A 12170-nucleotide genomic window follows, 5' to 3' on the forward strand; every position below is an offset into this window, starting at 1 on the left:
GATCCACGACAGCGCGAACACCCAGAAGAAGCAGTAGGCCACGCCCCAGACCACGCCGAAGAAGCCCCGCTGCCGGAACTGGTAGATCGTGGCCGGGATGGCGGCCGCGAGCAGGCAGCCCATGGCCAGGACGTGCAGACCGGCAAGGGGTGCCAGGACCAGGGCGGCGAAGCTCGCGACCTTGAGCACCTCGGCCGTGGGCAGCATGGCCATTTCCAGGAGCCCCGACAGCCGCACCCAGCCCGCGCCGGAGTCGCCGCGGCGGAAACGTTTCGGCAGAAAGCGCAGCATGACCAGGCATTCCCGCACGTTGCTGCGCGCCCAGCGCAGGAGCATCCGGTAGAGGCCCCGGTAGGTCGTGGGCACGTTGGTCAGCACCACGGCGTCCTTCTGGTAGACCACGCGCAGGCCCTGGCCGAGGATGATGTTGGAAAGGGCCCGGTCCTCGCCGATGTTGGCCGGCCGGCCCATGAAGGTCTGGGCGGCCCAGGCTTCCATGGCCGGGGCCAGGGCGCTCGTGCGGTAGGCGGAAAGGGCTCCCGGCGTACAGAGCACGCCGCCGTAGGTGCCCTGGCCGCGGCGCAGGAAATCGAAGGACATGGTGAAGGACACGTCGAGCATCTTGGGGATGGCCCCGGCGGCGCGGTTGAGCACGCGCACGTTGCCGGCCACGGCCCCCACGCGCGGCGACGCCGCGATGGGGCTGACCAGGTGGCGCAGGGTGTCCGGGAACACCAGACTGTCCGAATCGATGGTCACGAAGGCCTCGCCGCGCGCGTGGCGAAAACCCTCGAGCAGGGCGTGGCGCTTGCCCATGTTGCGGGGCTGGCGCAACAGCCGCAGGCGGCCGGGAAATTCCGCGGCCCCGACGCGCATCCACTGCCAGGTGTCGTCGGCCGAACCGTCGTCCACGCACAGGATGCGAAGCTTGGCGGCGGGGTAGTCGCTGGCCATGACCGAACGGATGGTCTCGAGCACTTGCCGCCCCTCGTTGTAGGCAGGGATGACCACCGTGATCATGGGCAGGTCCGCATCGGGCGCGGGCGGGCAGGGCGTGTAGCGCGAGACCAGCCAGATCCGCCAGCCGAGCAGCGCGACGGCCAGGGGGGAAAGGCCCATGCCGAGGCCGGCATAGGGCAGCAGATCGCCGGAGGCGACCAGATAGACCAGGGATTCTTCCTCGCCGAGCAGGGCAACGACGGCGGAGCCGCCGGCTAGTGCCGTGAGGAGAACAACCAAGGCGTACATGAAGTCGATACTGGTATAGGTTCTTTTCATAATGCTTTCTAAACTGTAAAAAAATTGGCGCGGCAGGATCGCCGCCGGAGTTGCGACGGATACTCCATAGAAGAAGAGCCAGCAAAAACATACTTACAGTTTTGAGGGAACGTTAACGCAACGAAAGGTGTCCGTGAAAAACGAGACAGGCGGGATGTTTCCCGCCTGTCTCGTTTTTGGATTCGTGAGATTGACGACGCCGCGAACGCCGATTCGGGAAAATATTCTGCAGCCCACTTGAAATTCGACGCTATCCTGTGTATTAGCCAAAAATCCATCCGTAAGAACATTATTGTGCCTGTGAATTGTTGCACGATCCTGTGCAACGTCGTTGCTCATGGCGAGAAAGCATATGATGGTCGGCGTGCGCGTGGCGCAGCATCGCCGCGCGCAAATTTCGTGCTGCCAACCGGAAAAATACGATCCGAAAATTAGGCGGGTAGCGATGCGGTGGTGTATTTCAGGGATTGGAAATAGTTTCTTAGATGAATAGTATCCCGTTCATTCACCGTATCGGGACGAAGATCATCGGCATCTTCCTGCTCGGCATGCTGCCGCTCGTCGGCGTCATCGCCGCCCTGAACATTTTCATGCGCCAGAATGCCGTGGAGCATGGGCGCGACCGCCTTTTCCGCATCCTGTACGAGGCAGCCGGCGCGCAGGAGTCCGTGGCCTACGACCTGATGCGCGAACTGCGAAACCTCGTGGCCAGGCCTGAAACGCAACGTCTGGACGCGGCCGCTCTGGACGGGATACTCGGGCGGCTCGCCGAGGCGCACGCCGCCGTCAGCAACGCCTTCGTCTGCGACGCCAAGGGCGTCGTGATCGCTTCGGCGAAAAAGCCCTTTGCCGGCCTCAACAGCGCAAAAAGACGGTATTACCAGGACGCGATGCGGGAGCGGGGCCTTGTGGCCGGCGATTTTGTGATCGGACGGGTGACGGGCAATCCCGTGCTGCATTTCGCCCTGGCCATTCCCGGTCCGGGCGGAGGCCCGCGCGGGGTGGCCGTCGTTTCTCTCAACCTGCGCAGGCTCGCCGCCACGTACCGCAGGCTCGACTTGCCCGAGGGCATCCAGGCCGCGACGCTGGACGCCTACGGCCACGTGTTGGCCGGGTATCCGGACGGCAAGGCCTTTCTCCGGGACAAGTCCCTGCAGGAAATCGCACGGGAAGCCCTGGCCCAGGACAGCATGACCGGCTCCGTCGTGACCCGGCAGGGGATGCTCTACGTCTACAAGCTGCTGCGCCAGGAGGGCGAATCCGCCGGCCCCTACGGCATCGTCCTGGTCGGCACGTCCGCTGCCGCGGCCTTGGCCCAGGCCCGGGACCTCCTGTTCGTCTCGGCCGGGGTGTCGGTCGGGTCCCTGTGCCTGGCCGTGCTGCTCGTGGTGTTTCTCGGACGGGGGAGGATCGGGCGGCGGCTCGAAGTCCTGGCCGGGTTCGCCGGGTCGTTGTCCGAGGACAGGGTCTGCCGCCTTCCGCCCCGGTTCGGCAATGACGAAATCGGCCTTCTGGGCCAGCGGCTCGCGGACATGTCGCGCACGCTGCACGACAAGAACGAACACTTGGCCGCGGCCATGGACAGTCTCGCCCGGGAACGCGACCACCTCTCCACGGTGGTCGGCGAACTGCGCGAAGCCCACGACGCCCTGGAGCGCCAGGCCAGCCAGGATTTCCTTACCGGCCTTGGCAACCGCAGGCGCTTCAACGAGAAAATGCTCGCCGAGCTGAGCCGGTTCGACCGCTACGGCACCCCGTTATCCCTGGTGCTGTTCGACATCGACGATTTCAAGAAGATCAACGACTCCTGCGGCCACCAGGTCGGCGATGAGGTGCTGCGCCGGCTCGGGGGGCTGACCCTGGCCATGGTGCGGTCCCTGGACGAGGCGTACCGGGTGGGCGGGGAGGAGTTCGCCGTGGTCCTGCCCCACACCGACACCGAGCAGGCCATGGCCCTGGCCGAGCGGTTGCGGGAGCACGTGGCGGCCCTGGCCGTTGCGCTGCCGGACGGCGGGGAAGTGCGCTTCACCATCAGCCTCGGCGTGGCCCAGGCCTGCCCCGGCGCAAGGGAGATCAAGGATCTCTACGCCACGGCCGACGACGCCCTCTATGCCGCCAAGCGCGGCGGCAAGAACAGGACCGCCTGCGCCGTGGTCCACACCAGCTGAGGCTGGACAATGCCGGCCGCCTCCATTACCCAGTGCGGGCCATGTCCGATGCCCTGACGCCTCCCACCCCCGCGCCGGCCGCGACGCCGCCCGCTGCGCCGGGCTATTCCGCCCGCCTGGACTGGGCCCTTGTCGCCATCCTCGCCATGGCGGCGTTTCTGCTGTTCTACAACCTGGGCCAGCGGCCTTTCTGGCAGGACGAGGCCGAGACCGCCTGCCTGGCCAAGAACGTGCTCAAAACCGGGCTGCCCTACGCCTTCGACGGGGTCAACGTCGTCTCCCAGGAAGAGGAACGCGAGTTCGACAAGACCGGCGGCTACCTCTGGCGCTGGTCGCCCTGGATTCAAATTTACATGCAGGCCGCCGGTTTCGCCGTGGGGGGGCTGGACACCGCCGCCGGGCGCGTCCCCTTCGCCCTGGCCGCGCTCCTCGCCGTATTCTGGACCTACCGGTTGGTGCGCCGCCATTTCGGCGACCGCAACTGGGCCCTTCTGGCCGCGACCCTGCTCACGCTGTGCGTGCCCTACCTGCTCATCGGCCGGCAGGCCCGCTACTATGCCCCGGGCACGCTGTTCGTGCTGTGGACCCTGGACGCGTTTTTAAGCGACTGGCAGCGCCGCTGGCCGGCCTGGTGGGCCATGTTCGGCTCCATGGTGCTGCTTTTTCACACCAACTACCTGCTCTTTTTGAGTTTCGCGCCGACGGCCCTGGTCGCCGCCGCCTTGGTTTTCCCGGAGCGCATGGCGGTCAAGCGCCTGTCTCTGCTGACGCTCGCCACCGTGGTCGTGGCCGTGATCCCGGGCGTCCTGCTCTACCGCATCGGCCGGCAAAGCGGCATGTTCGACATCCTGCTCGTGCCGGAAAACCTGATGCTCTATTTCGCGGACCTGTGCATGTTCTGCATTCCCCTGCCCGTGTCCGCGGCGCTCGTGTGGCGCTGGCGGGGTTTTTTCACGAAGCTCAGGCGTCCCGACGACCCGGGTGAGCGCTTCGTGCTCTTTGCCGCGGTGCTGATCGTCCTGAGCCTGCTCTTTCTCGGCATCGTGCCCCAGCGTTTTTTCCGCTACATCGCGCACCTGCTGCCCCTGTGCGCCATCCTGCTCGCCTGGTGCGTGCGCCGGCTGTGGGGCTTTTCCCGACCGGCGTCGGCCATGCTCTTTTTCCTTCTGGCCTTCACCAACTGGCTGGCCGTCTACCCCATGGAGCGCTTGAAGATCGTCAACAGGCCGTGGCAGAACGACTTCCGCATGCTCACCTCGCTCAATTTCCCCATCAAGCTCTTCGTCACCGAGCTTGTCTGCGGCTATCCCGACGTCAACGCGGCCATCGTGGAATTCTTCAAGAACCACGCCAAGCCCGGCCAGACCGTGCTCGCCGAATACGGCGAACTGCCGCTGCTGTTCTACGTTGACGGTCTGCGCATTCTCGGCGGCCTGCAAGGACCGGTGCCCGAGGGCACGGTCCCGGACTGGGTGCTGCGGCGTCGGGTTGTGCGCGTCAACCGCGACCGGTTCCTCTTCGGCGCACGGGAGTTCACCGACGCCATGGACCTTTCCCGCGACTACGAGCGTGTGCCCCTGCCCTTTGCCGACGAAACCTTCGGCAACCGCACCGACGACCCCAACCACCACTATTTCATGCCCGTGGAGGAGCCGCAAAAGGAGCTGGAAGTCTGGCGGCGCAAGGAGGTCCGGCCATGAAGCGGCTGCTCTCCCGGGAAAACGTCGTCCGCGCCCTGCTTCTCGTGGCCCTTGGCGGCACCCTCTGGAAAGGCTTCCTGAAGACGCCCGAAGGGGCGACATGGCTGCGGCCGCAGTCCTTCTACAACGGCCTCGTCAACGACGGCGAGAACACGGCCATCATGAAGGAACGCCACCGCGACGTGCTGGAAGCCACGGACAAGGCCGTGCGCGTGCGCCTGGAGGAGCTGCGCTCGGGCGTGTACAAGCCCGCGCCCGGCTCCATCGTGTCCGAGCAGTCGCTTACGCGCGCCGTGCGCAAGGACCAGGCCACGCGCGAACGCGCCGTGGACGACGAGGTCAGGGCCTTGGAAAAACTCGAGCGGGCCAGGCGTCTGGAAGCGGCCGGCTGGCGCATGGGCCTCGGCTGCGCGCCCGCCGGGGAGGCGAAGCCGTGAACCGTGCGGGAAAATGGCTGCGCCGCGCCCTGTTCGCGGGCCTTGGCGCGCTGGTTGTGGCCGTCGGGCTGCTCGTCTGGTTCGGGGCTTGGCATTATCCGGCCCTCGGCCTGGCCGGCATCCCCAAGGAGGGCTACCGCCAGGCCATGGACATCGCCGTGCGCGGCATGACCGGAAGTGACGGCCTGACGTTTGAAGACTGGGATTTCATGAAGTTCCGCCAGGTGGAGCGGGGCGGCGAAGCCTATGCCTGGGGCGCGGCGCGCTGCCGGGCGGCCGACGGGGCAACCGCCTTCTACTGGGTCTACCTGGAGTGGAGCAAAAAGCGCGGCCAGTGGCTGCGCAACTACAGCCTGGAACTGGCCACCCCGGACGACGAGATCTATTTCACCCGCACCTTCCCCGGCCAGTTCGCCCGCGCCCGGCTGGCGCTTGGCAAGATCCTCGGCCAGCTCGCCTCGCGCATCCGCGAGGCCCGGGCCTGGTCCGAAAAACCCCCAGGCTTGCAAACCCCGGGCCTTTGACGTATTGGCCATTTTTCCGGCCATGTGCCGGCAGCCGGCGGGGGACCGAACGCCGCCGGCGCGGCGTGTCGCCTGACCCCATCCGAGCCGCCGCCTTTCCAAACCACGCGAGGAAATAACGAACGCCATGAGACTGCGCCAGCGCTGCGAGCACTTCAATAGCCTGCATTCGAGCATTTCCGCCCAGGGCATCAACCCCTATTTCCGGCCCATCGCCAAGACCTGGGGCACCGAGGTCGAGGTGGAAGGCCGCCGGCTCATCATGATCGGCTCCAACGACTACCTGGGCCTGTCCCACGACCCCCGGGTCATGGACGCCTCGGCCCGGGCCGTCTACGACTGGGGCACCGGCCCCGGCGGTTCGCGTTTTTTAAGCGGCAACATGGTGCTGCACCATCTGTTGGAAGAGCGGCTGGCGGCCTTCGTCGGCAAGAAGCAGGCCGTGGTCCACGTCACGGGGTTCAGCACCAACATGGGCGCGCTCGGCGTGCTGGTCACCCCGACCGACACCGTGATCTGCGACCGCGAGAACCACGCCAGCATCTTTGAAGGCATCAAGAACACCCGGGCCCGACTCGTCACCTTCGCTCACAACGACGCCGCCCAGGCGCGCAAACGCGTGGAGGACGCCAAGGCCGCCCGCCCGGACGGCGACGTGTTCCTCGTCACCGAGGGCGTGTTCAGCATGTCCGGCGAACTGGCCGTGCTCGACGAGCTGGCCGCCATCAAGGACAGCCATCCCGAAGTCGTCTTCTACCTCGACGACGCCCATGGCCTGGGCGTGTTCGGCCGGGGCGGGCGCGGCGCGGCGGACCATTTCCGCATCACGGACAAGGTCGACTTCATCATGGGCACGTTCAGCAAATCCATGGCCTCCATCGGCGGCTTCATCGCCTCCGACGACGAGGACATGCTGCGCTACCTGCGCTACCAGTCGCGCACGCAGATTTTCTCCGCCGCCCTGCCGGCCGCCAACACCGTGGCCGTGCTCACCTGCCTGGATATCCTCGAGCGCGAGCCCGAGCGGGTGGACCGCCTCCATGAAGTCACCGTGCGCATGCGCCAGGCCTACAAGGACATCGGCCTGCGCATTGGCGGCTCGGCCTCGCCCATCATCCCCATCATCATCGGCTCCGACGAGAAGGCTTTCCAGTTCTCCCGGGCCCTGTTCGAGGCGGGCATCTTCGCCCTGCCGGCGGTGTACCCGGCCGTGCCGCGCGGGCAGGCCCTGATCCGCACGGCCTACATGAGCACCCATGAGGATCGCCAGCTCGACGTCGTCCTGTCCGTTCTCGACCGTCTGGCCAGGGAATTCCACGTGCGCGAATGCGATCTGGCCGAGGATCCGGACGCGGTCTGCGCCGCTGAAGACGCCGAGGGGCGCTCCAGGCTCTCGTACTTGTAAAGCGCCCACGCCTCCGGTATAGGCGCGGGAACGCCGGGAAGGCGCTCCCCGAAGCTCTATTATGGCCATAGGAAAACGGAAACAGATCACCGTCGCGGAACTCGATCGCATCAGGCGTCGCGGTTCCGGGCCGATGCGGTATTACGACCTCGTGCGCGTCAGCGTGCGCGAGGTCGTGCGCAAGCGTCGGCGCTACATCGGCGTCCTGGCCTCCATTGCCCTGGGCATGGCGGGATTCATCGTCATCATCACCATGGGCAACGACCTCAAGAAAAATTTCAACAACGACCTCGATTTGCTCGGCGGCGCGACCATCATCAACGTGATGTTCGAGCAGCAGCCGCTGGAACGCCAGGAGTGGTTTCGCGACAGCACCCTCGAGGCCCTGACGCGCATTCCGGGCGTGACGGACATCACCAAGGTCGCGCTCAAGACCAGCGCGCTCACCACCTGGCAGGACCGGCTCTTCGGCTTCAACCTCGTGGGCTGCGAAGCCAACTATTGGCACGTGTTCTCGTTCAACGCCGCGGCCGGCAGGCTTTTCGACGAACGCGACGTGGAGGAGGGCGCGCGGGTGTGCGTGGTCGGTACGGACCTCGCCCGCCAGATGTTCGGCGGCGACCAGCAGGCGCTCGGCAAGGTGCTCTCCATCGACGACAACCTCTATACCGTTGTCGGCGTCCTCGGCGGCGTGCGCGCCGGTGACCGCGCCCAGTTTGTCTTCCTGCCCATCACCACGGCCCGGGCCCGCGTGGTCAACATTTCCATGCCCTACAGCGCCTACGTGCGCTGCGCCACCTGGGACGACGTGGGCCCGGTGGCCAGGGCCATTCCGGGCGTGGTCAAGGCCAACCAGATCGACCGGGGGCTGCGCGTCAACGTGGCCTGGGAACCGCTCAAGCAGGTGCAGCGCATCTTCTGGTGGGTGGAGCTTTTCATCTACTGCTCCATCGTCGCCACCATGATTCTCGGCGGTTTCGGCATCTGGAACATCATGATGGCCACGGTTACGAGCCGCACGCGGGAAATCGGCCTCAAGAAGGCCATGGGCGCGCTCGACACCGACATCCTCTACCAGTTCCTGTTCGAGGCGCTGTGCGTCACCATGTCCTCGTCGGTCTTCGGCGTGATCCTCGGGCGCATCGGCATCGAATACATGAGCCGCATGCTCGGCTCCCGGCCGCCCGAGGGGCTGTTCTTTTTCTGCCTGCTTATGGGCATTGTGTTCGCGGCGGTGCTCGGCATCGGCGCGGGCCTGTATCCCTCCATCCGGGCCAGCCGGATGCAGGTGGTGGATGCGATGCGCTATGAGTAACCAGACTGCCGCGTTCGACGACAACGAGCTTGTCATCGACATCAACGGGTTGACCAAGACCTACAACTCCGGGCTCGAACCGATCCGCGTGCTCAAGGACGTCAACCTGCACGTGCGCCGGGGCGAGATGGTGGCGGTCATGGGCCCGTCTGGATCGGGCAAGTCCACGCTCCTTTTCATCCTGGGGCTGTTTCAGCCGCCCTCCACCGGCGGCTACAAGGTGGCGGGCGTGGACGTGCTATCCTTAAGCCGCGACCAGCAGGCAATCTTTCGCCGGGAGATGCTCGGCTTCGTGTTCCAGACGTGCGACCTGCTCGAAAACTCCACGGTGTACGAAAACCTGGAGCTGCCGCTGATCTACGCCGGGGTGCGCCGCCGGGATCGGCCCGAACGCATCAAGGAGGCGCTCAGCATGGTCAACCTGGACCACCGCATCCACCAGCCCTCCAACCGCCTGTCGGGCGGCGAGCGGCAACGGGTGTCCATCGCCAGGGCGCTGGTCAACGAGCCGGAATTTATTTTGGCGGATGAGCCCACCGGGCAGCTTGACCGGGAAAACAGCCTGCGTGTATTGGAGTACTTCACGAAGATAACGGAAGAAGCGCGCACGGCCATGGTCGTGGTCACCCACGACGGCATGACGGCCGAGCATTGCACGAGAAAATGCGTCCTGACGGATGGCTATCTGAACGGTTAACGCTCGACGGGGAGGAGCGCATGGCCAGGCATTTGACCAGCGGATTGGGGGAGACGGCCGGGGGAGGCGTCGCCGCCCGAACTGCGACCGGGAAGGCGGCCCGCCTGTCGCAGGCGGCGGTGTTTTTTCTGGTACTGGCGCTGTCGGCCGGCCTTGCCACGGCGGGTCCGGCGGACCGTTACACCAAGGACAAGGTGAAAGCACCGGCCGGGACCGCGTCGGCGCCCGCCGCGTCGGCGCCTGCGCCCGTACCTGCGGCCAAGGCCGCCGATGACGACCCGGCCCCGAGCTTTGCCAAGGCCTCGTCCAAGTTGGCCCTGGGCGCGACCACGGTGCGTTCGCCCGCCGACTTCCAGGAGTGCGTGCGCGTGGCCCTGGCCCAGTCGCCGCTTCTGACCAAAAGTTCCATCGAAATCGAATCCAAGCGCCTGGATGTGGGGGATGCCTATTCCCAGTACATCCCCACCGTCGTCCTCAGCACCACATTTTATCTGCGTCTGCCCGAGTACAAGAACACCGTGGCCTCCAGCGCCTACCAGTCCGTGTTCAACAACGCCTCCTCGGACGCGACCCAGAACCTGTCCAATTCCATCAGTGCGGCCAATGCCGTTTACGCGGGCAACTCCAACAACCGCAACCGCAAGACCTATGACCTGAATTTCACCACCGGGGCCTGGAACCCGCTGCTGACCGCCTTCGAGGTGCAGGCGAAAAAAGAACTCGTCAACATCGCCGTGCTTTCCCACCTCAAAGTCATCGACCAGGGCCTGCTGCGCCTGGGCACCACCTTTCTCCAGCTCGGCATGACCGAATCCATGATGAACCTCGCCAAGGAGAAAGAAGACCTCGCCGCCAAGAACCTGGAATACGCCAAGACCAAGACCGGGCTCGGCCAGGGCGCCCAGCTCGACGTACGCATCGCTGAAACGCGGGTGACCCTGGCCAAGGCCGAGGCCGAAAAGATGCGCACTACCAAGTCCGTGCTGCTCGACGAGCTCAAGTTCATCATGGGCGTTCCCTTTGTCCAAAAGGTCACCGTGGACCTGAACCACGCCTCGCAGCAGGTGCTCGAGGATTTCAACCCGGCCAACGTGAGCGATGAATCCCTGCGCAAGCACTCCTTCAAGCTGCGCATCCACGAATACGAAAAGTCGCTGCAGCGCAAGAACATCGCCCTGTCCTACATCCACTTCCTCCCGACGTTCTCCTTCGGCTTCACCTCGGTGTCCACGCTCAACGACTCGTCCTACAAGGACGATACGACCTCGTTGCCCTTCATGTATCCGAACGTGACGTTTAATTTCCCGTTTGACTGGTGGACGAAGGGCCGCGACGTGAGCCGGCAATACAAGAAGATGGCCCAGCTCAACGTCGAGGGGCGTAATATCGAGTTCTCCGTCATGAGCGAGTTCCAGCAGGCCCTGGCCAAGCTGCGGTCGGCCAATTCCGACGTCAAGCTGGCCGAATCCTCGGCGGAACTGCAAAAGCTCACCACCCAGCAGGCCCAGTTCCGCTACGACTCCGGCCAGGCCGAGTACGACGCCATCGTCAAGGCCATGGCCGACTACCTCGACAGCCGCCAGAGCCTGCTGCTCAAGCTGTACGACCGGGACGTCGCCATGCTGAGCGTGCGCAGCATCTCCGGCGACTTCCAGGACCGCTACATCAACGCCAGTGTCATGGAGAACAACTAGATGCGGTTTTTCGCCTCGCTTGCGGCCGCCGGTTGCCTCGTCGCGGCCGCCGCGTTCCCGTGCGCGGCCCAGGACAAGCCCGCCGCGCCTGCCGCAGGACAGCCGGAAGCGGCCTCTTTCCGGCCCGCGGAAATCAATTTCTCGGGCAAGCTCTACAGTCCGGTCAAATTGTCGGTCTTCTTGCCGTATAACGCCAAGATCACCGCGCTTTCCGGGCATATCGGCCAGAAGGTCAAGAAAAACGAGGTGCTCGCCACCTACGAGATTCCCCTTGAAACGCGCATGGACGAGAAGACCAAACTCTCGCCGGCCAACATCAAGGAGCTCGAGCACAAGCTCGCCGAAGCGGACAAGGAGATCGACCGCCTTACCGCCAAGTCCAAGGAACTTGCGGCCATGAGCCAGCGCAACATGGCCTCCCAGCAGTCCATTGCCATGAACGCCAAGGAAATCGAGGTGTTCCGCAAGGACAAAATCTCGATTACCGAACAGCTCGCCTTGACCAGGGAGATCCTGAACGATCGCGTGGAGTTGGCCGAAGACCATTTCGGCAAGGGCGCGGGCATTGGCAAGGTGCCCAAGGAAGGCATCATCAAGGCGCCCATCGACGGCTTCGTCATGTGGATGAACCCGGAACTGCGAAGCGGCGTCAAGCTGGCCAAGGAAGCGGAGCTGTTCCAGGTCGGCACCCTGGACCCGATGATCATCCGCGCGCAGGTCCACGAAATCGAAGCGCAAAAGCTCAAGGAAAACATGGCGGCCACGGTCACCTTCGACTCCATTCCCGGCAAGAAATACGCCGCTTCGGTGTCGCGTATCCCCTGGGCGCCCATCCCCGCCACGTTGCAGCAGCCCTCGTATTACGATGTGGAGTTGACCATCCCCAATCCGGGTCTCGAACTCAAGGAAGGCCTCAAGGGGCAGATCATCATCCAGCCCGGGAAATGATCGG

General features: G+C 65.0%; 9 protein-coding genes and 1 pseudogene. 9 read left to right on the forward strand and 1 reads right to left on the reverse strand.

Features of this window, described 5'->3' with window-relative positions:
* Positions 1-3: 3 nt before the first annotated feature.
* Positions 4-1278, reverse strand: a pseudogene (locus tag Q368_RS22870) (glycosyltransferase family 2 protein); the annotation flags it as partial.
* 485 nt (positions 1279-1763) lie between these two features.
* Here Q368_RS22870 and Q368_RS0102500 point away from each other — a divergent pair.
* The 9 genes from Q368_RS0102500 to Q368_RS0102540 all read left to right on the forward strand — a co-directional run bounded on the left by Q368_RS0102500 (position 1764) and on the right by Q368_RS0102540 (position 12166).
* Positions 1764-3446 (forward strand): sensor domain-containing diguanylate cyclase, encoded by a 1683-nt coding sequence (locus Q368_RS0102500; RefSeq protein ID WP_029457155.1) that lies wholly within the window; start codon positions 1764-1766, stop codon positions 3444-3446.
* A gap of 41 nt (positions 3447-3487) precedes the next feature.
* Complete coding sequence (locus Q368_RS0102505) at positions 3488-5146, forward strand: glycosyltransferase family 39 protein (RefSeq protein WP_029457156.1); 1659 nt, start codon at positions 3488-3490, stop codon at positions 5144-5146.
* On the forward strand, positions 5143-5583 hold the full coding sequence (locus Q368_RS0102510) for a hypothetical protein (protein ID WP_029457157.1): 441 nt from the start codon (positions 5143-5145) through the stop codon (positions 5581-5583). The genes Q368_RS0102505 and Q368_RS0102510 overlap by 4 nt, the downstream gene beginning before the upstream one ends.
* Positions 5580-6107: a hypothetical protein gene (locus tag Q368_RS0102515; RefSeq protein ID WP_029457158.1), complete on the forward strand. Its 528-nt coding sequence runs from the start codon at positions 5580-5582 to the stop codon at positions 6105-6107. The genes Q368_RS0102510 and Q368_RS0102515 overlap by 4 nt, the downstream gene beginning before the upstream one ends.
* A gap of 127 nt (positions 6108-6234) precedes the next feature.
* A complete protein-coding gene (locus Q368_RS0102520) occupies positions 6235-7512 on the forward strand; it encodes an aminotransferase class I/II-fold pyridoxal phosphate-dependent enzyme (RefSeq protein WP_029457159.1) in 1278 nt (425 codons plus the stop codon).
* A gap of 61 nt (positions 7513-7573) precedes the next feature.
* The gene (locus Q368_RS0102525; RefSeq protein WP_029457160.1) at positions 7574-8827 is read left to right on the forward strand and encodes an ABC transporter permease; all 1254 of its coding nucleotides are present in this window, start codon (positions 7574-7576) and stop codon (positions 8825-8827) included.
* Positions 8820-9524: an ABC transporter ATP-binding protein gene (locus tag Q368_RS0102530; RefSeq protein WP_029457161.1), complete on the forward strand. Its 705-nt coding sequence runs from the start codon at positions 8820-8822 to the stop codon at positions 9522-9524. The genes Q368_RS0102525 and Q368_RS0102530 overlap by 8 nt, the downstream gene beginning before the upstream one ends.
* A 20-nt stretch (positions 9525-9544) precedes the next feature.
* The gene (locus Q368_RS0102535; RefSeq protein WP_029457162.1) at positions 9545-11218 is read left to right on the forward strand and encodes a TolC family protein; all 1674 of its coding nucleotides are present in this window, start codon (positions 9545-9547) and stop codon (positions 11216-11218) included.
* Entirely contained in the window at positions 11219-12166 is a 948-nt protein-coding gene (locus Q368_RS0102540; RefSeq protein WP_029457163.1) for an HlyD family secretion protein, read from the forward strand. It abuts the gene before it with no gap.
* The last annotated feature ends 4 nt before the right edge of the window (positions 12167-12170 follow it).

The sequence above is a fragment of the Solidesulfovibrio alcoholivorans DSM 5433 genome, from assembly GCF_000702665.1.
Classification (GTDB): Bacteria; Desulfobacterota; Desulfovibrionia; order Desulfovibrionales; family Desulfovibrionaceae; genus Solidesulfovibrio; species Solidesulfovibrio alcoholivorans.

Coding starts and splice junctions, on each gene's coding strand:
- Q368_RS0102500 (WP_029457155.1), top strand. CDS start 1,764: ATGAATAGTATCCCGTTCATTCACCGTATCGGGACGAAGATCATCGGC.
- Q368_RS0102505 (WP_029457156.1), top strand. CDS start 3,488: ATGTCCGATGCCCTGACGCCTCCCACCCCCGCGCCGGCCGCGACGCCG.
- Q368_RS0102510 (WP_029457157.1), top strand. CDS start 5,143: ATGAAGCGGCTGCTCTCCCGGGAAAACGTCGTCCGCGCCCTGCTTCTC.
- Q368_RS0102520 (WP_029457159.1), top strand. CDS start 6,235: ATGAGACTGCGCCAGCGCTGCGAGCACTTCAATAGCCTGCATTCGAGC.
- Q368_RS0102525 (WP_029457160.1), top strand. CDS start 7,574: ATGGCCATAGGAAAACGGAAACAGATCACCGTCGCGGAACTCGATCGC.
- Q368_RS0102530 (WP_029457161.1), top strand. CDS start 8,820: ATGAGTAACCAGACTGCCGCGTTCGACGACAACGAGCTTGTCATCGAC.
- Q368_RS0102535 (WP_029457162.1), top strand. CDS start 9,545: ATGGCCAGGCATTTGACCAGCGGATTGGGGGAGACGGCCGGGGGAGGC.
- Q368_RS0102540 (WP_029457163.1), top strand. CDS start 11,219: ATGCGGTTTTTCGCCTCGCTTGCGGCCGCCGGTTGCCTCGTCGCGGCC.